The organism is Micromonospora sp. NPDC051925 (assembly GCF_044548625.1).
In the GTDB taxonomy this organism is placed as follows: Bacteria; Actinomycetota; Actinomycetes; order Mycobacteriales; family Micromonosporaceae; genus Micromonospora.
The window spans coordinates 251453-274211 of the sequence record NZ_JBIUCH010000010.1; the positions used below are offsets into that span (position 1 = coordinate 251453).

The window sequence follows — 22759 nt, forward strand, 5'->3', positions numbered from 1 at the left end:
ATCGTGCGTATAGGGTGCCGCACATGACGATCGCCGCGGTACGCACCCACCGGCTGTCCGCACCCCTGCACACCCCGTTCGTGACCGCGCTGCGCCGGACCACCACTGTGGAGACCCTGGTGGTGGAGGTGACCGACGCCGACGGGCGGTCCGGCTACGGCGAGGCGCCGCAGGTGTGGCAGGTCACCGGGGCGTCGGTGGCCGGCGCGGAGGCCTGCGTGCGTCACGTGCTCGCCCCGGCGGTGGTCGGCCGGGACGCCGACGACGTACTGGCCCGGTGCGCCGAGGTGGAGGCGGCGGTGGCCGGCAACGAGGCGGCCCGGGGGGCGCTGGACGTGGCCCTGCACGACCTTGCGGCGCGGCGGCTCGGCGTACCGTTGGTGCGGTTGCTCGGCGGCACCGCGCTGCGGATCCGGACGGACGTCACATTGGCCGCCGGGGACGGCGCGGAGCTGGCGATGGCGGCCCGGCAACGGCGAAGCGAGGGCTTCGACGTGCTGAAGCTGAAGGTCGGTACGGACCCGGCGGGCGATCTGGAGCGGGTCCGCGCGGTCCGGGCGGCCGTCGGCCCGCAGGTGCGCATCCGGTTGGACGCCAACCAGGGGTGGACGCCGCGCGAGGCGGTCCGGGTGATCCGGGGCGTCGAGGACGCCGGGCTCGACGTGGAGTTCGTCGAGCAGCCGGTGGCCCGGTGGGACCTGGACGGCATGGCCTGGGTCGGCGACCGGGTGAGCGTGCCGATCCTGGCCGACGAGGCGGTGTTCGGGGTGCGGGACCTGGTCGAGGTGATCCGGCGGCGGGCCGCCGACATGGTCAACGTCAAGCTCGCCAAGTGCGGCGGCCTGCGCACCGCGCGGACCCTGCTGGAGTTGGCCGGCGCGCACGGGATGGGCGCTCTCGTCGGGTCCATGATGGAGAGTCAGGTCGGCGTCGGCGCGGCGGCCAGCCTGGCCGCCGCGTACCGGACCAGCGCGGTGTCCGACCTGGACGCCGCCTGGTGGCTGGCCTGGTCACCGGTGCGCGGTGGGCTGCGGTACGAGGGCGCCACCGTGGTGCTGCCGGATGCCCCGGGGCTCGGCATCACCTCGGTGGCCGAAACTAAAGTTCAGCACCAAGGTTGATGGTGGCATTTTTCTTACCTACCGTCCGGGTAGGCACCGACACGTGAGCCGGAGGTCGACGTGGAGTTGGAGCCGGGCCGCGAGGCCCTCGTACGGGTGGCCGTCGCCACCCTCTGGACGGATCCCGGCGCGACCCGGCCGGTCGACCGTCCGGCCCTGGCGGTGCCCTCCGACACCGACGGCTGGATCAGCGGAATGGACGCCACCCAGCGGGTCGGCGACTGCGTGCTCAGCCAACTGCTGCTCGGCGAACGGGTCCTGGTGACCGCGCTGCGCCCCGGCGGCTGGGCCGAGGTGGTCGCGGTGGAACAGGCCGCCCCCCGCCGCGACCCCCGCGGCTATCCCGGTTGGCTGCCCGCCGCACAACTCGTGCCGGCGTCCCCGGACGGCGACCCGGCAGCCCCGGACGGCGACTCCCTCACCCCGCTGGTCGTCGACGCCGTCAGCACCGGCCTGCGCGCCGCCCCGGGCGGGCCGGTGACCCTGCCCGGGATCGTCCTCGGCACCCGGCTCCTCCCCGTGGGCCCGGCGGTCGACGGGTGGCGACCGGTCCGGGCACCCGGCCGGCCCGATCCGCTCTGGGTTCCCGAGGCGGACGTCACCGACCTGCCCACCGCCGCGCCGACGGCCGACGACGTGCTCGCCGTCGCCGCCCGACTGCGCGACGTCGCGTACGTCTGGGGTGGGCTCTCCGGGCACGGGATCGATTGTTCCGGCCTGGTCCACCTGGTCTGGCGGCGATTCGGCGTGACGCTGCCCCGCGACGCCGACGACCAGGCGGCGGCCACCACACCGGTGCCGGCCGGCGAGGAACGCCCCGGCGACCTCTACTTCTTCGGCCGACCCGGGCGGGGAATCCACCACGTCGGCCTGGTGACTGCCGGCAGTGGACCACGGATGCTGCATGCCTGCTACCGGCAGCGGCGGGTGCTGGCGGAGCCGCTGCCGCCCGACCGGGTCGCCACCCTGGTCGGCGCGCACCGTGTCTGACCCGGGAAAAGGGCGCCACCGGGTGTGGTGACGCCCTTTCCGGCCCTACGTCAGCGACGGGCCTCGGCCAGCTCGCGTCGCCGGTCCCGGGAGGACTTGACCAGGCTGGCCACCGTCGCCACGGCGAGGCAGCCGAGGATGACCGTCAACGAGAGCCAGATCGGAATGTGCGGGGCCCAGCCGATCGGCTCGCCACTGTTGAGGAACGGCAGGTTGTTGTCGGCCAGCGCCTCCAGCACCAGTTTGACGCCGATGAAACCGAGCACCACGGCCAGGCCGTAGCTCAGGTAGATCAGCCGGTCGAGCAGCCCACCGACCAGGAAGTAGAGCTGTCGTAGCCCCATCAGCGCGAAGACGTTGGCGGTGAAGACCAGGTACGGCTCCTGGGTGATGCCGAAGATCGCCGGGATCGAGTCCAACGCGAAGATCAGGTCGGTGGTGCCGATCGCGATCATCACCACCAGCATCGGGGTGAACAGCCGCCGGCCGGCCTGGTGCGTGGTCAGCTTCGCGCCGTCGTAGTCCCGCGAGAGCGGCAGCGCCTTGCGGCTCCACCGGATCAGCACGTTCTCCTTGAACTCGTCCTCCTCCGGCTCGCCCTGGCGGGCCAGGTTGATCGCCGTGTAGATCAGGAACGCGCCGAAGATGTAGAACACCCAGGAGAACTGGGAGATCAGCGCTGCCCCGGCGGCGATGAAGCCACCCCGCATGACCAGGGCCAGCACGATGCCGATGAGCAGCACCTTCTGCTGGTACTTCCGGGGCACCCCGAAGCGGGCCATGATGATCACGAAGACGAAGAGGTTGTCGACCGAGAGGCTGTACTCGGTGAGCCAACCGGTGTAGAACTGGCCGGCCACGCTGCCGCCCGCGGTGACCCACAGCCCCGCCCCGAAGAGCAGCGCCAGGCCGACGTAGAAGCTGACCCAGAGGCTCGACTCGCGGACGCTGGGCTCGTGCGGCCGGCGACCGATGATGAAGAGGTCGACGAGGAGCACCGCCGTCAGTGCGACGAGGGTTCCCGCCCACACCATTCCGGACACGTTCAATCCATTCCTCCGGCAGACACGCGGCGTCGGGCACACCGTACGCCGCGTGACGGCGGGGTGGGCGACGACGCACACACGGGTGACTGTCGGAGGTCTCTTCCGCCAGCGACCCACGAACGGGACGCTGACCGGCGGAGCCGGGTCGATCGTCGGGGACGACGCTCGACCGTGCTGACGACTCCGTCGCGAGGGAATACTCCCCTCCTCGGCCGCCATTGTTCACCATCGAGGGCCACGGGCGCACCTCCTGCGGCCCGCTTTGCCGACAGCATCACGTTCCGGCACCGAGCGCGGTGACAGCACACCCGCTAGGGCATCCTAGGAGGCTAGGGGTGGACGGGTGGGGAGGTCCCCCGGAGCGTCGCGGGACCGGGGCGGCGTGGCAGGCTGTCAGGCATGGTGCTTGAGGTCGCGCTCATCGACGTACTGCCCGGACACGAGGACGAGTTCGCCGCCGCCTACGCGGCGGCGCATCCCATCATCGTCGCCGCCCAGGGCTGCCGCTCGGTCCGGATGACCCGGGGCATCGAGTCCCCCTCCCGGTTCGTCCTGCTGGTCGAGTGGGACTCGGTGCAGGCGCACGAGGAGAACTTCCGGGCCACCGAGGCGTTCGGCAGGTGGCGGGCACTGATCGGCCCGCACTTCGCCGGCCCGCCCCGGGTCGAGCACTTCGTCGACGTGCCGGCCTGAGGAAGTCGTTCCGGTCGATTCCTACTCAAGCGGACCTGTCGTACCCCGGGGCTATCGTGCGGCGCACGCGCGGCACACCGGCTCCGACGCGTTCGGGGGCGCCGGGTCCGGTGGTCACGCGGCTGGGGCGCACCTGGTGGCGCGGCGACGATCCGTGGCGTCCGGCCCGATCGACTGGCCTGCGTGACCAGCGCGGCGATAACCCGTGGCGTCCGGCCCACCGGCCCGGTTGACTGGTCCGCATGACCGAACGGGTGTTCCTGGTGACCGGGGTGAGCCGGCGGATCGGCATCGGCGCGGCAGTCGCCCGCACCCTCGCCGCCGACGGGCACCGGCTGCTCCTCACCGGCCTGCCCGACTACGACGACGCCCAGCCCTACGGCGGTGACCCGGACGGCGTACCGGCGCTGTTGGCCGAGCTGGGCGACGCCGCCGGCCACGTCGCCGCCGACCTGCTCGACCCCGCCACCCCGGCCGCCCTGGTCGCCGAGGCGGTACGCCGGCACGGTCGGCTCGACGCGGTGGTGGCGGCGCACGCCTATTCCACCCGCACCGGCCTGGGTGAGCTGGACGTGGCCCAGATCGACCGGCACCTGCTGGTGAACGTCCGGGCCACGCTGCTGTTGGCCGACGCGTTCGCCACCGCGTTCACCGCCGGGGCAGGTGGCCGGTTGGTGTTCTTCTCCAGCGGCCAGCGCCTCGGCCCGATGCCGGACGAGTTGGCCTACGCGGCCAGCAAGGCCGGCGTGGAGAACCTCACCACCCAGCTCGCGCCGCTGCTGATGCCCCGAGGGATCACCGTCAACTGCCTCAACCCCGGGCCGACCGACACCGGGTACGCCCCACCGGACGCACACGCCGCCGTGGCGGCGCTCTTCCCGGGTGGGCGTTGGGGCACCCCACAGGACGCGGCGCGACTGGTCCGCTTCCTCTGCTCACGGGAGGCGGACTGGATCACCGGCCAGGTCATCGACTCCGAGGGTGGGTTCCGCCGCCACGGGTGAGCCCGGAGCAGCCGCCCGCCGGGTGACCTGCGGCGTCCCGGGCACGACACCGCCGGCCCGGTCGGCGGCCTCCCGCCCGTCCCGGACAATGTCCTCGTCAGCCGGCGGCCCGGCCGCTGCGCCCGCGGGTGGATCGGCGGCGAGACCGGCCGCCTTTCGGCCGATCAGCTCCATCGTCTCCGCCGGGCTGAGCGCGGCGGCGGAGAGCCAACCGGTCATCCGGTCGTAGCGACTGACGTCGGCGTCGGAGGCCAGCCGCACGTCGGTGGTCAACGCCTCCAGCATCACCGTGCGCGGATCGGCCGGGTCAGGGAACGAATAACACGAGAAGGCGGTCAACGGGTACGCCCCACCGCGCGGAACCTCCGTACAGGGCACCACCCGGATCGTCACGTGCGGCAGCTCGGCCACGGCCAGCAGATGGTCCAACTGCTCGCGCCAGACGTCGTCGGGCAGACCGGCGGGATCGCAGACCCGCTCGTCGAGCAGGGCGGTGTAGCGCGGCGGATCGGGACGGCGCAACACTCCCTGTCGGGTGAGCCGGGCACGCAGATCGGCCTCGACGTCGACATCCGGGTGCAGCAACCGGCCGGCAGTGATCCGCAGCCGGGCGTAGCCGGGAGCCTGGAGCAGGCCGGGCAGCACCGTCGGCTGGTACTCCACGATGCTCGCCGCCCCCGCCTCCAACTCGGCGTAGGTGCGTTGCCGCTCGCTCATCTCGCCGAGCGCCTTCCACCAGCCGCGACCGGTCGCCGCGTCCCGGGCGATGACGATCAGCGCCTCGCGCTGCGGCGACGGGACCTCGTAGACGTCCAGCAGGTCGAGGACGTCGGCCAGATCGGGCCGGCTCTGCCCCAGCTCGATGCGGGACAGCTTCGAGGTGGAGGCCCAGCCCAACCGGGTACAGACCTGTTCCAGTGTCAGCGCCTCCCGTCTGCGTAACTGGCGCAGCTCGGCGCCGAGCCGCGCACGTCGAATGACAGGACTCGATGACAATGGCATCCCAGCCTCCCCACGAGGGAGGGTACGCAGGATCATCACCCAGGGCAACACATCGCTTGCTCAACGCAACATTTATCTGCACCGAAATCGGATACCGTCTGGTCGGCGGGCACGACCGCCGACCTGGCCGCCGCTGCCGCCCGGCCGTCGACGCCACTCGCACCACCCGCCGGTCCGCCGACGCCACTCAGCCCACCGCGCCACTCAGCCCGCCGGGCCGTCGACGCCGCGCGGTCGGGCAATGGGCCGGGGTCTCCAGAGCCGGTAGGCGCCTGACGACCAGGCCTTCCCGGCCAGCTCCCGGGCCGCACAGTCCCGGAAACCGTAGTCGGTGTCGCCCGTCACTTCACCCCGGCGGCGTCCATCCCGCGCAGTTCCTTCTTCAGGTCGGCGACCTCGTCCCGGATCCGCGCGGCCAGCTCGAACTGCAGTTCCCGGGCAGCGGCGAGCATCTGGTCGTTGAGCTCCTGGATCAGCTGCGCCAGGTCGGCGCGGGCCATGCCCTCCCGCGACGGCGTGCCCGCGGTGGCCCGGCTGCGGCTGCGGGTCTCCTTGACCGGCGCCTTGCCCCGGGAGAGCTGCCGGGCGGCCCCACCGATCCGCGAACTCTCGGTGTCCTCCGCCTCGCGGTAGATGTCGTCGAGGATGTCGTGGATCTTCTTGCGCAGCGGCTCGGGGCTGATCCCGTGCGCCTCGTTGTGCGCGATCTGCTTGGCCCGGCGACGGTTGGTCTCGTCGATCGCCGACGCCATCGAAGGGGTGATCTTGTCGGCGTACATGTGCACCTGGCCGGAGACGTTGCGGGCGGCCCGGCCGATGGTCTGGATCAGCGACCGGCCGCTGCGCAGGAAGCCCTCCTTGTCGGCGTCCAGGATCGCCACCAGGGAGACCTCGGGCAGGTCGAGGCCCTCCCGGAGCAGGTTGATGCCGACCAGCACGTCGTAGTCGCCCTTACGCAGCTCGCGCAGCAGCTCCACCCGGCGCAGCGTGTCGACCTCGGAGTGCAGGTAACGCACCCGGATGCCGTTCTCCAGGAGGTAGTCGGACAGGTCCTCGGCCATCTTCTTGGTCAGCGTGGTGACCAGCACCCGCTCGTCCCGCTCGGTACGCAGCTTGATCTCGTGCATCAGGTCGTCGATCTGACCCTTGGTCGGTTTGATCACGACCTCCGGATCGATCAGGCCGGTGGGACGGATCACCTGCTCGACGAACTCGCCCTGGGCCTGCTCCATCTCCCACGGGCCCGGGGTGGCCGACAGGAAGACCAGCTGACCGACCCGCTCCAGGAACTCGTCGAAGCGCAGCGGGCGGTTGTCGGCGGCGCTGGGCAGCCGGAAACCGTGGTCGATGAGCATCCGCTTGCGCGACGCGTCGCCCTCGAACATGCCGCCGATCTGCGGGATGGTGACGTGTGACTCGTCGACCACGGTGAGGAAGTCGTCCGGGAAGTAGTCGAGCAGACAGTGCGGCGGACTGCCGGGCAGCCGGCCGTCGATGTGCATGGAGTAGTTCTCGATGCCGGAGCAGAACCCGACCTGACGCATCATCTCCAGGTCGTAGGTGGTGCGCATCCGCAGCCGCTGCGCCTCCAGCAGCTTGCCCTGCCGTTCCAGCTCGGCCAGCCGCTCCCCCAGCTCGGCCTCGATGTCCCGGGTCGCCCGTTCCATCCGCTCCGGACCGGCCGCGTAGTGGGTGGCCGGGAAGATCAGCAGATGGTCGACCTCCTTGACCACGTCACCGGTGAGCGGGTTGAGGTAGTAGAGCTTCTCCACCTCGTCACCGAAGAGCTCGATCCGGACCGCCAGCTCCTCGTACGCCGGGATGATCTCCAGGGTGTCACCCCGGACCCGGAAGGTGCCCCGCTGGAAGGCCATGTCGTTGCGGGTGTACTGGATGTCGACCAGCCGGCGCAGCAGCTGGTCGCGGTCGAGCTCCTGACCGACGGTGATCCGGACGGCCCGGTCGAGGTATTCCTCGGGGGTGCCCAGGCCGTAGATGGCCGAGACGGTGGCCACCACGATCGTGTCGCGCCGGGTGAGCAGCGACATGGTCGCCTTGTGCCGCAGCCGCTCGACCTCCTCGTTGATCGAGGAGTCCTTCTCGATGTAGGTGTCGGTCTGCGGGATGTACGCCTCGGGCTGGTAGTAGTCGTAGTAGGAGACGAAGTACTCCACCGAGTTGTGCGGGAGCAGCTCGCTGAACTCCTTGGCCAGCTGGGCGCAGAGCGTCTTGTTGGGGGCGAGTACCAGGGTCGGCCGTTGCAGCCGCTCGATCAGCCAGGCCGTGGTGGCGCTCTTGCCGGTGCCGGTGGCGCCGAGCAGCACGGTGTTACGATCGCCACGCCGGACCCGACGCTCAAGATCGTCGATCGCGGCCGGTTGGTCGCCGGCCGGCTGGAAATCGCTGACGACCTGGAAGCGACCGTCGAGCCGGGGAATGTCGAGCGCCATGGTCCCCACGGTACGCCGCAGGTCCGACAAACCACCGCGACCACCGCCGGCCCCGTGATCAGCTTCGATATTGCCATTGTGGCCCACATCTGCGAGGGCTAGCCTGGACACCGTAGGCCGCTCGCGGCGGCCGACCGCGGCGGTGGCCGGGCCCTCGACAGGCTCCCACCACCCGGCACCTGGGGTCGCAGCACCCGGACATCACCGGCGTGCGCATCCCGGGTGGTCGCGCCCCTGGCGCAGACCGGCCCGCCGCGAGCGCCCCTGCATTCCCGGCAGACCCTTCGCCCCGGCAGACCCGCCGCCCTGACAGACCCTTCGCCCCGACCGACCCGCCGCCCCGGCCGTCGCGCCGGCGTCACCCCGCCCCGGGCCGGCCCGTTCAACCACACGTGGAGACCTCGTCCGACCGGCCGCGACACCCCTCCACAGCGCGCCCGCCACCGGCCGGACCCGGCCGACGACGCCCCGGCCGGCACCACCGGAAGGCCGGTACGCCGGTCGCCGTCGTCGAACCCACTGCGGTGGACGTCGACGAGAGCGCGCCGGGCCGTCGACGTACCGCCCTGGTCGCCCTGGGCGTGGTCGCCGCCACCTCCGCCGCCGCGCTGGTGGCCGCCCTGCTCAGCTGGGCACCCGCACCGGCGGAGCCGGCCCGCGCGCTGACCGGCGACGAGGCCGAGCGGCTGGCCGCCGTCCGGGTCACCACCTACCGGGACGTCCGGGCCGGGGTACGGGTGGCCGTCGGCACCGGGGCCGGCCGCACCGACCTGGTCGGCTGGGTCGACTGGTCCCGTCCGTTGGCCTACCTCCAGGTGGGCGGTCCGGGCGCCGGGCAGGACCGGGGACTGGTGCAGGCCACCCGGTCGGTGGTGGTGCAACGCCCCGACCCCACGGCGATCGTGACCCCGGCCCGGCCGCCGCTGGTGCCGCCCGGTGACCGGTGGCGGCTGCGCGACCTGCCGAGCGGGCGGGGCCTGGCCGGGGCGCTCGCCGTCCTCTTCGCGCTCGCCGCCGACCGGGCCGAACCGGCGGAACCACTGCGGGCCGGCGGCGGACGCTGGATCGGGCGGGACACCCTCGGCGGCGACCCGGTGGACGTCCTCCAGGCAGCGCTGCGGCCGGTCGGGCCGACCGCCGCACCGGCCGATCATCCGGTGGCGGGGGACGCGGACCCCCGCTGGTGGGTCGACCGGGACGCCCGGCTACGTCGCTGGGCGGGCCGGCTCGTCGACGGCACCCCGATCACCGTCGAGCTGGACCGGATCGACCGGCCGACACCGTGGCCGGTCGACGCGCTCGGTGGTCGGCCCGGACTGCCCCGGGCCCTCACCGACGAGGAGGTGGCACGGCTGGGCCGGCTGGCCACCCGGCTGCACACCGGCCCCGGGGCCGCCGTCACCGTGACCGCACCACTCGGCAGCGCCGCCAACCTGCGCGGCGCCGGCTGGCTGAGCTGGTCCGGTGGCGTCGCCTACCTGTCGGTCTCCGAGCTGGACACCCTCGGCCGCCGGACGCTGCTTCGCCGGGACCGGGCCGGCTTCGGCCGGGCGGACGTACCGGTCGGGCCGGACCTCGCAGCCCCCGGACCGCCGTCGGTTCCGCCGCTGCCGCCGCCGGCCCAAGCCGGTTGGCGGATCGGTGGGCAGCCGACCGACGGGCTGGACGTGCTGGTCGACGCGGCGTTGCGGGCCGGCGGGCCCGCCCCGGCCAGCAGCACGGCGATACGGGTACGGGGCGACCGGCGGGCCGGCCGACCGGTGGACGTGTTCGAGGTGCGCCACCAGGGCCAACGGCTGAGGTACTGGCTGGACCGTTCCAGCTTCCTGCATCGACTGGAGCTGCGCACCCCCGGTGGGTTGTGGGCACAGCTGGACCTGAGCCCCGGCCCGCTGCCGGCGGGAGTCGTCCCGCCCCGTCCGAAGCCGTCCCGCCCCCGACCCGGGCCCGCTGGCGTCACCGCGCGGCCCACCGCACCGGCCGGCAGGCGGTGAGGGTCAGGGGTGCCAGCCGGTCCGCGCGGCCCAGGCCTCCGCCCGCAGGTGCTCCTCCTCGCACCACGGGTCGTCGGCGGTGGCGGACGCCGCGCCGTCCGAGGCCACCAGCAGCAGGTACGCGGCCCGCTGATCGGGGTCGGCACGCAGGTGGTCACGCATCAGCAGGGCGTGACGCCAACCGGGCGATCCCGCCACCCGCAGGTGCACCCGGACCGGCCGGCCCGGGTCGGCGCTGCCGTGCAGCCGCTGCTGCCCGCTCTCGCTGGCCGCGCTGCCCATACCGCCTCCGCTGCCCGTACCGCCTCCGCTGGCCGTCGGCCGGGGGCTGTCCCCACGGGCCTCGGGCACCCTCGGGAACCCGGCGTCGGCGAGCCGCCGTGCCAACGGGCCGTCCGCCTCGGCCAGCGACGGCACGGTCACCTGCACGTCGATGACATTCCGCCCGGCCAGCCCCGCAACGGCGGTCGGGCCGACATGGTCGATCCGTAGGTCGGCCGGGGCGACCGCGTGCCGGATCCGGGCGGCGAGCCGGGCGTACTGCTGCGGCCAGGTCGGGTCCGGCTCGGTCAGCGCCGCCTGCCCGTCGGGGACCGCTCGGTGTTCCCGCACGTTGCGCTCGTAGGGCAGCAGCCGCTGCCACCAGAGGGCGTCCACGGCGGCGTGCAGCTCGTCGAGAGCGCCGTCGTTGTGGAGGACCACGTCGGCCGCCGCGCGACGGCGGGCGTCGTCGGCCTGGGCGGCGATCCGCCGCTCGGCCTCCGCACGGGTCATTCCCCGGTCCCGCCCCAGCCGCTCCAGCCGGATGTCCAGGGCCGTCTGCACCACCACCACCAGGTGGTACGTCGGTGCGAGCCCCACCTCCACCAGCAGCGGCACGTCATTGACCACCACCGCGTCGGTGGGTGCCGCGGCGAACAGTTCGGCGGTGCGGGCCCGTACCCGGGGATGGGTGATCTCCTCCAGCCGACGACGGGCGGCCTCGTCGGCGAAGACCACCGCGCCCAGCGCCGCCCGGTCCAGTGCCCCGTCGGCGGCCAGTACCCGGTCGGAGAAGGCGGCGACGATCGCGGCCAACCCTTCGCTGCCCGGCGCGACCACCTCGCGGGCGATCCGGTCGGAGTCGACGATGACCGCGCCCCGCTCTGCCAGCCGGGCCGCCACCGCGCTCTTGCCGGAACCGATGCCCCCGGTCAACCCCACCCTCAGCACCGACCCAGTCAACCGGATCGACTCCCGACCCACCACACCGCCCCCGCGCGTGCAGGACAGCCTGGCCCGACGGGTGCAGGACAGCGTGGCCGGACGGGCGCAGGGGCGGCCGAACGTACCGACCGGCGGGCAGGGGGGTCACCGCCGGGCCGATGTCCGACCCCGACGGGTGGCGGGGACGGGGAGACGGCGAGAGCCCCGCCCCGCGATCCGGGCTACCGGATCGGGGGCGGGGCTCTTCGTCGTCAGCGACGGCTCCCGGTCGGCGGCGACGTCAGACGCCGCACCGAGTGGGAGTAGCCGCAGGGATCACTTGCCGCCGGCGAGCTTCTCCCGCAGCGCGGCGAGCGCCTCGTCCGTGGCCAGGGTGCCGGCCGGCTCCTCGGCCTGCCGGCTCGGGGCCGACGAGCTGCTCGAGGTGGTGGTGCCACCGGTGGCGACCGGCGGGGCCGGGTTGGCAGCGGCCTCGGCGTCGGCGGCCCGGGAGGTCTGCACCTGCTTGGTGTGGGCCTCCCAGCGCTGACGGGCCTCGGCGTACTGGTTCTCCCAGGTCTCGCGCTGCTTGTCGTACCCCTCGAGCCACTCGCCCGTCTCCGGGTCGAAGCCCTCCGGGTAGATGTAGTTGCCCTCGGTGTCGTACGTCGCGGCCATGCCGTAGAGGGTCGGGTCGAAGTGCTCCTCGCCCTCGACGAAGCCCTCGTTGGCCTGCTTGAGCGACAGCGAGATGCGGCGACGCTCCAGGTCGATGTCGATGACCTTGACCATGACCTCGGAGCCGACCTGGACGACCTGCTCCGGGATCTCCACGTGGCGCTCGGCCAGCTCGGAGATGTGGACCAGGCCCTCGATGCCGTCGTCCACCCGGACGAACGCGCCGAACGGGACCAGCTTGGTGACCTTACCCGGCACGATCTGCTGGATCGCGTGGGTACGGGCGAACTGCCGCCACGGGTCCTCCTGGGTCGCCTTCAGCGACAGCGAGACCCGCTCGCGGTCCAGGTCGACGTCCAGGACCTCGACCTCGACCTCCTGGCCGACCTCGACGACCTCGGACGGGTGGTCGATGTGCTTCCAGGACAGCTCGGAGACGTGCACCAGACCGTCCACGCCACCCAGGTCGACGAAGGCGCCGAAGTTGACGATCGACGAGACGACGCCCTTGCGGACCTGGCCCTTCTGCAGCTTGTTGAGGAACTCGGTGCGCACCTCGGACTGCGTCTGCTCCAGCCAGGCCCGGCGGGACAGCACCACGTTGTTGCGGTTCTTGTCCAGCTCGATGATCTTGGCTTCGAGCTCGCGGCCGACGTACGGCTGCAGGTCACGCACCCGCCGCATCTCGACCAGGGAGGCGGGCAGGAAGCCGCGCAGCCCGATGTCGAGGATGAGGCCACCCTTGACCACCTCGATGACCGAACCGCGGACGACGCCGTCCTCGTCCTTGATCTTCTCGATCGTGCCCCAGGCCCGCTCGTACTGCGCCCGCTTCTTGGAGAGGATCAGACGACCCTCCTTGTCCTCCTTCTGGAGGACCAGGGCCTCGATGTGGTCACCGACCGAGACGACCTCGGCGGGGTCCACGTCGTGCTTGATCGACAACTCCCGAGAGGGAATGACGCCCTCGGTCTTGTAGCCGATGTCGAGCAGGACCTCGTCCCGATCGACCTTGACGACGGTGCCTTCGACAATGTCGCCGTCGTTGAAGTACTTGATGGTCTCGTCGATCGCGGCGAGGAAAGCCTCCTCGGAACCGAGATCGTCGTGGGTGACCCGGGTGGCGCTCGAGGGGGCCTCGATGCTGCTCGTCATGTGGGCGGTTGCTCCGGTCGGATGGGTTGTCACAGCAGGCGTGGTGTCGCAGTGACCCGTTCGCGCCAGCGGATCCGCCACCGGGTCCACCGAACGATCGCCAAGAGAAGATCATCGGTGCTCCGGTGACCGCGCACCTGCTCCCTGCCGAGGTACACGATCCACGAGCGCATCGTCTAGCCTACCCGCTGCATTACCACAGCGTGCAAGCCCTCCCGGGTCCTCGCGACCTCGTCAGCTGCGAAAGCGCATATTTCGGTGAGAAAGCGCCTCCGGTGTCTCATCCGTCACATCCACCCCACGGGACCGACAGCGTACGGCCGTCCGGCGCGCCGCGCACGCCGGGGTCCGGCGGGCGGCACCACCACAGGGCCTAGCGTGAGCGGGTGGGCGACGACGAGCGGGTGGACGACGACGAGCGGGTGATCCGGCGTCGGGTGGGCAACACCGAGACGCGATGGGCCAACCGCGGCTGGTGGGACGGCGATGCCGACGACTACCAGGCCGAGCACGGCGCGTTCCTGGGCGAGGTGGACTTCCGTTGGTGCCCGGAGGGGTTGCGCGAGTCCGACGTGCGGCTGCTCGGCGACGTGACCGGTCGGCGGGTCCTGGAGGTCGGCTGTGGGGCGGCGTCCTGTGCCCGCTGGCTGGCCACCCAGGGGGCGCGTCCGGTCGCCTTCGACCTCTCCGCCGGGATGTTGCGGCACGCCGCCCGCGCCGCCGGCACCAGCGGGGTACGCGTTCCGCTGGTGCAGGCCGACGCGCTGGCCCTGCCCTTCGCCGAGGCGTCCTTCGACATCGCCTGTACGGCCTTCGGGGCGATCCCGTTCGTCGACGACTCGGCGACGCTGATGGCCGAGGTGCACCGGGTGCTGCGCCCCGGCGGACGCTGGGTCTTCTCGGTGACCCACCCGATCGAGTGGGTATGATCTTGCTAGTATCTACCCATGACGTTGTTGAGCAGCCAGGACCGACGCGCCGCGATCTGCCTCCGCCTCTCTGACGATCCGCACAAGGGCACCAGCCGCGAGGGTGAAGGCATCGCGCGCCAAGGGGAGGACTGTGATGCCCACGCGGAGTACAACAGGTGGCCCGTGGCGCATCGGCTCGTCGACAACGACAAGACCGCGCTCCGCCGTCGGCCCGGCTTCGAGAGGCTGTTGAAGCTCATCGCGTCCGGTGAGATCAGTGTGGTCATCGCGTGGTCGAGTGAGCGACTGTTGAAGACGAAGACGGACGAGTATCGGTTCTACGAGACGTGTCTTGCCGCGCCTCACCCGGTGATCGTCTCCTACGCTCGCGGGATGACGTTCGACCTCTCGACGCCGCAGGGGCGCAAGTTCTTCGACAACGCGGCGAGTGACGCCCGGTACGAGACGGAGTTGAAGTCCGAGCGCCAGAAGCGGGCCAACCGGCAGCACGCCGAGAAGGGACGCCCGGCCCCCGGCCCCCGGCCGTTCGGGTACGAGCCTGACCGCGTGACGTTGCGGGAGAAGGAGGCCAAGGCGGCGAAGGACGTCTACCGGGCGATCCTTGCCAAGGGCAACCTCGCGTCCCAGGTCCGAGCACTGAACGATGCCGGACTACGTACCGGGCAGGGGAACCTGTGGCGAACGGAGACGCTACGCAAGTGGCTCACCAGCCCGCGCAATGCCGGCTTGCGTTCGCACCGGGGCGAGGTGGTGACCAAGGCAGCCTGGCCGGGCCTGGTGGATGAGGCCACGTGGCGGGCGGTCAAGAGCATCCTGGAGAACCCGGCACGTAGGAGAACCGGCAAGTCCGCCAAAGGGCTGAACACCGGGCTTGCGCGCTGTGGCGTCTGTGACGACACCGTCAACATGAGCGGCCAGTCGAAGACCGGAGCCAAGAACTACACCTGTCGCACCGGGAAGCACGTCAGTCGGGCAGTGGAGCCGGTGGACGAGCTGGTGAGCGATGTTGTCATCGCCCTCATCGAGCGAGACGGCGCTGACTTGCTCGTCGACCACGAGCGGCCCGACGTGGACGCGCTCCGTGAGGAGTTGGAGGCAACCCGGGTCCTGCTCAAGCAACTCGGCATCGACTACGCCAAGAAGCGCATCCCAAGGGCAACAATGCTCGCCGGAACCGAGGCTGCCGAGGCGGACATTGCCGAGATCGAGGCGAGGATGGCAGACGCTGGCCGGGTTGACGTTCTTGGCCCGGCCATTGCCGCCCCGGACGTACGGGCGTGGTGGCACTCCGACGAGATTACCAACGACCAGCGCCGCCAGATCATCGCAACGCTCATGGACGTCGCCATCCTGCCGGCAGTCCGGGGGCGGAAAGGGTTCGACCCCACGACTGTTCGGATCACACCGAAGAAGTCGACGCGGCCGACGAGCTGAGCTTGCCGCTCAGCGTCAAACTTTGGTCGGCCACCGAGATGCATCGATCGGGGCAAGCCACGCGGGATCGTCGCCCCGTCAGGGAGCCGCGACTCTCGCTGCGTTGTCCACTCGGAGTCGGAAAGCCGACAATCGATGAAGCATCGTTGCAAGGTGCTTCTATGTCACTTCGGATTGCTGTATTCATGCTAGATGGATTTCGATGTTGCCGAGACCGCTGCTTCCGTGATGCCTTACGTGACCGCTGCCGTGACAGCATATGGAGTCAGCACCCTTGACAAGGTTCGAAGCACGGTGATCGAGGGTGCTTCTGACGCTACGATTGGTATTGGGCACCACATTCTCAATCGCCTACTCCGCAGAGAGCAGTCCCGGCAGGTAATCGAAGGGGCCGTAACCGACATTGCGGCGGGGGAAGAGGGCGGCGACATCGCGCTGCAATTGCAGATCAGAAAAGCAATGGCGGCCGACCCTGATCTTGCACGCGAGATTGCGCATCTGCTGCCACAGGGCAACAACTTTCAACGATACGCCATCCAGAGGCAGACTAATTCCGACTCGGGTAGCATTATCAATGGAAACAACTTCGGGGGCATCAATCCAGCCTCCGGGGCGGCGATCTAATGGCAGCCTCTAGCCCGGAATGGGAATTGCCTTCGAGTCAGACAGTCTCCGGCTCCGGCTCCATCGTCAATGGCCACAACTTCGGCCATATAGAGATGGTGGACAGTAAGACTAAGGCCGTCCTGGACAAGATCTCGCATGATGCACCCAAGCTAGGTACGCTTCTAACGAAAGCGCTGCGAGACGGCGTAATTTCGCCTGACACCGCCCTGGCCCTCAGCGCGGCGGCGCATAATATTAACGCCGATGTTGCGGAAGCCCTCTGGGCGGCCAGCCGTAGCATTAATGTCGACGTTGCCGAGATGCTCATCGTCTCATCAAACAGCATTAACATGGAGGTTGCCTCAACCATCTCCAGGGCTGCTGGCGACCTCGAAAATGTCCCCGAAGGGCTCCGGGATATTGCCGCGGAGATGCGCGATATCACTGCCGAGATGCATGTGGCGGCTCAGGAAATCAGGGAGCTACTCGGCGCTGTTCGGGCGCACGGAGATTTTGATAGCAGCATCTCGGCCATTCTTGGCGCATCCGAGAACCTCGCTATGGCGGCTAGCCGCGTCGCTCCGCAGCCTAAGCCCGGACGCTTCTTATTGGGCATACTCATAGGTGTTCTATTGGTTGTTGTTGCCCTCGGCTTCTACGCTCATGGCGGTAAAGGCGCATAGTGTGTGATCTGGTAGCGAAGATTGTGTCTTTCGAATGATCAGCGCAAGTGTTGAGCGTTGTTCCTCAGTCAATGGAGGCCACCTATCGAGCAGTTTTCGCACGTGCTCGACGTGGCGCTGCTGTCGTCTACCCGCAGAATCACCAGGCAGCCCGTAAACGCGGCGCGTTGTACGGGTGGGGGTGGTTTCAAGGCCCATCAGGCTCACCCCCCATGCGCGCGTCGTGCGCCGCCTCCCGAGCGCTTTGCAGATCATCTGCGATGGCATCGGCGAACATGGCTTGTCCAGGCGTGTGACCGTTGCCGGTATAGGTCCACTGCTTGTCGGTGATGGTGTTCGGAGAGTCGGGCAAACGTTCCTCGGCTTGGTCGCGGCGGTGCTCCTCCCTCGCGGCGCGTAGTGCGGTATAGGTGGTGGAGTAGGCCCGGCTTTTGCTGGCGATGTGGCCTCGGTAGCCGAGCTGATGCGCCCACCGCCGCAGGTTCAGGGCCTTGTATTCCTGCCGTCTGCCAAGACTCCAGCAGGTGCGGATGAGCGTGCGTGCGTGCTCAGTGAGAGGAAGTACCGAGATCGTGATGGCGTCGCGGATGGGGCGGTCCACGGTGATGCCGGCGACATCGGGTTTGGTGACGTACTTGGCGATGTAGGAGGCCACGGCGCGTTCGGTGAGGTCGTCACCCTGGTGGCCGGGGAGGATGGGTCGGACATCGAGTTGTGCGCCGAACCGGAGGATGGCATCCAGGCCGGGCACGGCCAGGTGGACGCGGCGGGTGGCGGTGCGGATGGTCTGGATCAGCAGTGGCAGCGTTGCCCAGGCTGGCGGTGGGGTGGCAGGTGTGGGGCCGTCGAAGCGCATGACGGCGTGGAAGTGGACTGACCCGCGTCTCTGGTACTCGGTCACTTTGGCGTAGGCGATACGGACTGTCTTGCGTGCGGCGGTGCGGGAGATGCTCCGCGACGATGCGATGGCTTCGTACAGGTTGCGGTGCAGGCGTTGCCAGAGTTCGCGGGTGTGCGCGTTCCAGAGCACGGCGGCCGGGTAGTCGTAGCAGTCGCCGCAGATCGGGGAACCGGTCGGCGGATCGTCAGTTGCGTGGCGGTCGAGGCACCACAGGGGTCGGCCGTGGGTGCAGACGAGGCCGCGACGTGGGCGGGGCGGCCGGCAGGGCTTGTCGGTGGTGTGCCGGTGGACGGGGCCGAAGCTGGGCGCGGTGAAGGTGACGAAGACGCGCGGGTGCGTCCGTACGGTGTCGGGGACGGACTTGCCTCCGGCGAGCCCGGACACCACGAGTTGGTACGTGTCGCCCTGGTGCAGGCGGGCGCATGGTTCGCAGCGGGATTGGCGGCGGTTGCCGCAGGCGATGGTGAGTCGGCCGTGTGGTTGCTCGGCGCTGGTGAAGGCGTCCACCAGGCGGCCGGTGGTGGCGTCGACGGTCAGGGTGTGGCCGACGAGGTGAACGGGGTGTTGACAGCCGCCGATGTGGCGGATGCGGGCAAGCCATGCCCGGAAGTCGGGGTGGGTGGCGGTGGTCAGGATCTCTCGGTCGGTGAAGGTCAACCGTTGCAAATCTCCATTTGAGTGGCTTTCGCGCATGGGAATCCTCGTTGAGATAATCTCGGTTACAGGTTTCGCTGAAATTGTCGGAGTCGAACTCCGACAATCGATGACCTTGCGTGTTGGGCGGGTTCATCAATAGCGTTCACTTGAGGCACGGGGACGTCTTTCGATTAAGGGCCTGGATTTCCTGTGTGCCCATCCCCTGAGGTCAAGGTGAACGGCGATCGGCTGCACGGCTGTTGCCGGACACCCTCGAAGGAAGAAGAGGCGATGGTCAAACGGTTCGCAAGACTGCTACTCGCCGCAATGCTGGTGGCTGTCGGTGGGCTCACCGTGAGCGCCGCTCCCGCAGTCGCAGACTCCCGACCGAGCACGACGACGAAGGCGTACACCGAAGCCGTGACCGCAACTGGGGCGGACCAGTGCTCCAGTCCGGTGAGCGCACGGAAGGGTGCGTGGATCTGCCCGGACACGTCAAAGGTCCGGGCCAACGGCGGAACGTGCTCGGTGCTGGGGTGCTGGTACTACGTCGCGAACTACTGGGCCGAGTTCAGCGGCGATGGCATCTACGGCTACAACGGCACCACGTTGGGAAGTACCGAGTTCTTCATCGAGGTGAAGTTCAGCGGAGGCACCACTACGTCGAAGCCCTTCCAGTTCGAGTCGACGCGCGGCACGAAGCAGGTCCGGGCGTCGGGTGAGCGGCTGTACTTCAGCAGCGCCCACCCCGAGGGCTACCCCGTGAGCGGGGGTTCGACGTTGCAGACCTGGAGCGGTGGCCCGTATGGGGCCGGGGCCTTGGTGAGCTGCTTCGGATCAGGCGGCTACATCGCCTATGAGAGCACCGTCGCTCATGCCGGAGTGGCTCACCAGTTCGACTGGACGGACCCGTCCAGCTCGTACCCGGGCCGGTGGTACACCTTCGTCAAGAGCCCGAAGTTCCACCGCAACTCCGCCGGGGCGTACAACCTGGACGACCCGCCGCAGATGGGCAGCGCCTGGTACGGCTCGGGGTGGAGCCCGTCCTGACGCACCTGAGACGAGCGGTACCTGAATAACACCAGACGGTCGAGCCCCGCGTGACCAAGCGAATGATCACGCGGGGCTCGATCCGCTTTCCGGTTCGGATCTCAGTCAGTCCGGTAGCATCCTCCGCATGGAGCAACCTCGCCGCCGAACGAATGCCTATTATCTTCCGCCCGAGATTCGTGACGAAGAAATCGCGCCCGCACAGGTGATAACCGATCCCCGCCCCGGGCACGGCACGGTGTATATACATAAAGGCCGCAACCTGGAACGGGAAATTGTCTGGGCTGCCAGTTGGGTAGACGAGATGCCAGGTGGTCAGACGGCCGGGGTGGCGGGAATTGAAGGCACCCGCGACGAGGTTCTGAGGTGGGCGAGGTCGCGTCCGGCGGCGGCGCTTGTTGTGCCGGTTGAACGGGAACCGTACTGGATTCCGGCACCCGACAATGACGACGAGATTGACATTTAGGTTCGGTCAGCCTCGGTGCGTGTCTCCCTTCACGGGTTCGGCGGGGTCAGCCCTGGTAGTCGCGGTGCCAGGTGTGCTGTCGCGGTGATGACGGTGTCCAGGGTTTCTGGTGGCAGGTAGACCGAGCGGGCACGAATCCACCCGGCCTCATTGGCGGTGGTGACCGCGATGCCCTTCGCGGCGGGGTCGATCTGCTGGGCGGCTTCCACCGCGTCGGGGTAGAGGTCACCTAGCGTCATGTCGACGGTTTCCTCATCGTTGACCCGTAGGCAGATCCGTCCGGCGAGCTGGGCGCGTAGTGCGGTCACGCCGGGGCCGAGGTCGGAGCCGACCCGTTGCCCGGCCACGACCAGATGCACGCCGAGGGCCGCGCCGAGTTGCGCCAGCCGGAGAAGGTTCGTCGTGGCCCGGAGGGCTTCGTCCTTGTCGGCCCGTGAGGCGACAAGGTACAGCTCAGCCAACTCGTCGACCACGACGATCACCGGAACAGGTCGCAGGGCCGGCGGGAGTTGCCAGATGTTGCGTGCCCCGTGCTGGCGGCACAGACGCATCCGTTGTTGTGTCTCCGTGACGAGTTGCGCCAGGACATCGGCCGCTTCCGCCCGGTCCGTGGCGAGCGCGGACAGGCGGGGTGCGTGGGGGGCGAGTTCCATACCGCCTTTGCAGTCGATGCCGACCAGGGCGATCGGTCGGGCCGCCCACCGTGCCACGGCCGCGTTGATGAGCGTGCTCTTGCCCGACTGGGTAGCCCCGGTGATGAGCCAGTGCGGGAAAGTGACCAGGTCGATCACCCATGGTCGGCCGTCTTCCCGGTGACCGACGTTCGCCGCCAGGTCGCCCGGAACAGCCGCCGCATCGGCCCCGGCGACGACAGTCGGGGTCGTGCTGGCCGCCGCCTCGATGGCCGCTCCTCTGTCGGAGCGGGACGTCCCCGCAGCCGATGCCGGGGCGGGACCGGTGGCCCAGTCGGCGGCATCGTCGCGGTGGTTGGTGGTGAGGGGATCGGCGGTGAGGATGGTCAACCGGACCCGGCCGCGTTGCCTCGGGTCGACCCGGACGGCGTGGACGCGCCATGCGTGGGCCATCGCTTCCGCCGCGTTGACGAACGGCTCGGGGATCTGCCCGGGGTGCAGCAGGATCACCGCCGTTGCGCCGAACGTGCGGGGTCGGATGCGGGTCAGGAGCGGCAGGACCGGCATGATCGGTCGGCCCTTGACGACCAGCGGCCCGAGTTGCCCGGTGGTCGGCCGGTCGGTGCCGGTCAGATCGGCGTTGAGGCAGAGGTGCCGCCAGGAATGCCGCATCCGTATCCGCATCAGCGGGAACCCGACCACGTACCAGTGCACGCGGGGTGCCAGCCGGTGGAGTAGCCGCGACATGACGAGCAGCAGCACGAGGGCGGCGGCCACGGTCAGGGCGACGGTGATGATGGTGGGTAGCCATGCCTGGAGCCGTTCCAGGGTGACCCCCGGAAAACGCGGCGTGAAGCCGGGAATCCCGGGGGTCATCGATGGTGACGGCGCGGGCGTTGGCGGTGGTGCCAATGCCGGCGGCATCAGTCAGTCCTCCGTTCGGCACATCGGGTGGTGGGTGGCGTAGTCGGACTCGTCGGCGTAGGTGCCGTTCAGGTTCAACCCGTGGGCCAGGACGCCGGCCAGCCAGCGGCACCGCGCCGCCATCTCACCGAGGTAGCCGGCCAGCTCCGCGACAAGGCGGGACCGGGCAGCCGGCGGCGCGGACTCGATCGCGTCGGTCAGGCCGGCGACGTCGGAGGCCATGAGCCGGATCACGTCCAGTTCGCTGGTGCCGGGCCGGTCATCGGCCCAGGTGGCTTCGGCGGCGGTCATGCGGTGCCCTTAGCGCCGCGCTCCCGCTGGGGCGGACCCGGCACCACACCAGGCGAGGAAGCACCGCCGGCCGCGTTGCCGGGTCGCTTCGGGTAGATCGATGCGGCCTTGTAGGACAAGCCGTGTCGGCCCTCGATCTCCCACGGCGACACGTCCAGCTCGGTCACGCCGACCGGGCTTCCCTCCGTGACGCCTTCGGGCTCGGCGGAGGTCTGCACGTCGATCACCGACGCCTTGCGGGTGCCTGCTCGACGTACCGCGATCCCGGTCACCCACAGGTGGTTACCGTCGCGGTCCTTGCGTTGTTCGCCGTCGAGGTCGGTCTTGGGTTCGGGTGCGGCCACGCAGAGCAGGCCGGACAGACGAGAAAGATCAACAGGAATGCTGTTCACGAAAAGCTCCAAAGACAAGGGGTTTGGTTGGGTAGTGCAGGTTGTGCGGTGGTGCAGGTAGTGCAGGTGGTGCCTGGTCGGGACAGGGGCAGCGGAGCGGGCCATCAGGGCGGGCCGCGACTCCGGCAAGTCGGCACGAGGCACGACCGGATCGGTGCGGTGACAGTGGCGCAGGCGTGACGGGACATGACGAACCTCCAGACAGACAGGCGAGAACGGATGACGCCGCCCGAGGACCGGGACGACTTCGACGCGACCCGCACGAGCGGACGGCCGAGCGGGATCGGCGTAGACGCTCGCGCACCCGGGTTCCGGCGATCAGGGCCAGGACGACGGAGGCGCGAGGGCAGCAGGGTCAACCCCCCGGAAGCCGGGGTGCGTACGAGTTTCCCTACTTAGTACTCCAACGTCACTTGGCTTCGGCGTTGGGCGTGGCGTGGGCGTGAAGACGGCCACCGCGTTGATCATCGATGGTTTGTGAGGACAACCGAAGA

General features: G+C 69.8%; 18 protein-coding genes and 2 pseudogenes. 11 read left to right on the forward strand and 9 right to left on the reverse strand.

The features are described from left to right. Positions 1-23 precede the first annotated feature (23 nt). Positions 24-1121: a mandelate racemase/muconate lactonizing enzyme family protein gene (locus ACIG87_RS16235; RefSeq protein ID WP_396851295.1), complete on the forward strand. Its 1098-nt coding sequence runs from the start codon at positions 24-26 to the stop codon at positions 1119-1121. A gap of 60 nt (positions 1122-1181) precedes the next feature. Beyond that, the gene (locus tag ACIG87_RS16240) at positions 1182-2111 is read left to right on the forward strand and encodes an NlpC/P60 family protein (RefSeq protein WP_396851296.1); all 930 of its coding nucleotides are present in this window, start codon (positions 1182-1184) and stop codon (positions 2109-2111) included. 50 nt (positions 2112-2161) lie between these two features. On the opposite strand, the gene ACIG87_RS16245 is transcribed toward ACIG87_RS16240, so the two are convergent. Further along, complete coding sequence (locus ACIG87_RS16245) at positions 2162-3160, reverse strand: TerC family protein (protein ID WP_396851297.1); 999 nt, start codon at positions 3158-3160, stop codon at positions 2162-2164. 396 nt (positions 3161-3556) lie between these two features. Here ACIG87_RS16245 and ACIG87_RS16250 point away from each other — a divergent pair, with 396 nt between their 5' ends. Together ACIG87_RS16250 and ACIG87_RS16255 are read left to right on the forward strand one after the other, a co-directional pair. Beyond that, the gene (locus ACIG87_RS16250; protein WP_396851298.1) at positions 3557-3850 is read left to right on the forward strand and encodes an antibiotic biosynthesis monooxygenase family protein; all 294 of its coding nucleotides are present in this window, start codon (positions 3557-3559) and stop codon (positions 3848-3850) included. Between the two features lie 242 nt (positions 3851-4092). Next, positions 4093-4854 (forward strand): SDR family oxidoreductase, encoded by a 762-nt coding sequence (locus tag ACIG87_RS16255; protein ID WP_396851299.1) that lies wholly within the window; start codon positions 4093-4095, stop codon positions 4852-4854. Between the two features lie 147 nt (positions 4855-5001). Here ACIG87_RS16255 and ACIG87_RS16260 read toward each other — a convergent pair. Together ACIG87_RS16260 and uvrB are read right to left on the reverse strand one after the other, a co-directional pair. Continuing rightward, a pseudogene (locus tag ACIG87_RS16260) lies at positions 5002-5856 on the reverse strand (helix-turn-helix domain-containing protein); the annotation flags it as partial. 341 nt (positions 5857-6197) lie between these two features. After that, positions 6198-8306, reverse strand: coding sequence for an excinuclease ABC subunit UvrB (gene uvrB / locus ACIG87_RS16265; RefSeq protein WP_396851300.1), 2109 nt, complete (start codon positions 8304-8306; stop codon positions 6198-6200). 524 nt (positions 8307-8830) lie between these two features. Between uvrB and ACIG87_RS16270 the strand changes: the two genes are divergently transcribed. Next, positions 8831-10300: a hypothetical protein gene (locus ACIG87_RS16270; protein WP_396851301.1), complete on the forward strand. Its 1470-nt coding sequence runs from the start codon at positions 8831-8833 to the stop codon at positions 10298-10300. A gap of 3 nt (positions 10301-10303) precedes the next feature. Here the strand turns inward: ACIG87_RS16270 and coaE are convergent, their stop codons facing one another. Together coaE and rpsA are read right to left on the reverse strand one after the other, a co-directional pair. Beyond that, entirely contained in the window at positions 10304-11512 is a 1209-nt protein-coding gene (gene coaE, locus ACIG87_RS16275; RefSeq protein ID WP_396851302.1) for a dephospho-CoA kinase, read from the reverse strand. A 309-nt stretch (positions 11513-11821) separates the two neighbouring features. After that, the gene (gene rpsA / locus ACIG87_RS16280) at positions 11822-13318 is read right to left on the reverse strand and encodes a 30S ribosomal protein S1 (protein ID WP_396851303.1); all 1497 of its coding nucleotides are present in this window, start codon (positions 13316-13318) and stop codon (positions 11822-11824) included. Between the two features lie 404 nt (positions 13319-13722). On the opposite strand from rpsA, the pseudogene ACIG87_RS16285 reads away from it, so the two are divergent. The 4 genes and pseudogenes from ACIG87_RS16285 to ACIG87_RS16300 all read left to right on the forward strand — a co-directional run. Beyond that, positions 13723-14244, forward strand: a pseudogene (locus ACIG87_RS16285) (class I SAM-dependent methyltransferase); the annotation flags it as partial. 21 nt (positions 14245-14265) lie between these two features. Further along, positions 14266-15684, forward strand: a complete 1419-nt coding sequence (locus ACIG87_RS16290; RefSeq protein WP_396851304.1) for a recombinase family protein — start codon at positions 14266-14268, stop codon at positions 15682-15684. 192 nt (positions 15685-15876) lie between these two features. Beyond that, on the forward strand, positions 15877-16308 hold the full coding sequence (locus ACIG87_RS16295) for a hypothetical protein (RefSeq protein ID WP_396851305.1): 432 nt from the start codon (positions 15877-15879) through the stop codon (positions 16306-16308). 95 nt (positions 16309-16403) lie between these two features. Then, entirely contained in the window at positions 16404-16973 is a 570-nt protein-coding gene (locus ACIG87_RS16300; RefSeq protein ID WP_396851306.1) for a hypothetical protein, read from the forward strand. A gap of 187 nt (positions 16974-17160) precedes the next feature. Here the strand turns inward: ACIG87_RS16300 and ACIG87_RS16305 are convergent, their stop codons facing one another. Further along, on the reverse strand, positions 17161-18531 hold the full coding sequence (locus ACIG87_RS16305) for a replication initiator (RefSeq protein WP_396851307.1): 1371 nt from the start codon (positions 18529-18531) through the stop codon (positions 17161-17163). Between the two features lie 435 nt (positions 18532-18966). Here ACIG87_RS16305 and ACIG87_RS16310 point away from each other — a divergent pair, with 435 nt between their 5' ends. Both ACIG87_RS16310 and ACIG87_RS16315 read left to right on the forward strand, forming a co-directional pair. Continuing rightward, on the forward strand, positions 18967-19560 hold the full coding sequence (locus ACIG87_RS16310; protein ID WP_396851308.1) for a hypothetical protein: 594 nt from the start codon (positions 18967-18969) through the stop codon (positions 19558-19560). Between the two features lie 127 nt (positions 19561-19687). Beyond that, entirely contained in the window at positions 19688-20026 is a 339-nt protein-coding gene (locus ACIG87_RS16315) for a hypothetical protein (protein WP_396851309.1), read from the forward strand. Between the two features lie 29 nt (positions 20027-20055). Here ACIG87_RS16315 and ACIG87_RS16320 read toward each other — a convergent pair whose 3' ends face one another. The 3 genes from ACIG87_RS16320 to ACIG87_RS16330 are packed head-to-tail and all read right to left on the reverse strand — an operon-like array spanning position 20056 to position 22265. Beyond that, positions 20056-21534: an FtsK/SpoIIIE domain-containing protein gene (locus tag ACIG87_RS16320; protein WP_396851310.1), complete on the reverse strand. Its 1479-nt coding sequence runs from the start codon at positions 21532-21534 to the stop codon at positions 20056-20058. A gap of 51 nt (positions 21535-21585) precedes the next feature. Beyond that, on the reverse strand, positions 21586-21873 hold the full coding sequence (locus ACIG87_RS16325; RefSeq protein WP_396851311.1) for a hypothetical protein: 288 nt from the start codon (positions 21871-21873) through the stop codon (positions 21586-21588). Further along, entirely contained in the window at positions 21870-22265 is a 396-nt protein-coding gene (locus tag ACIG87_RS16330; protein ID WP_396851312.1) for a hypothetical protein, read from the reverse strand. Before ACIG87_RS16330 ends, ACIG87_RS16325 begins: the two co-directional genes overlap by 4 nt. Between the last annotated feature and the right edge of the window lie 494 nt (positions 22266-22759).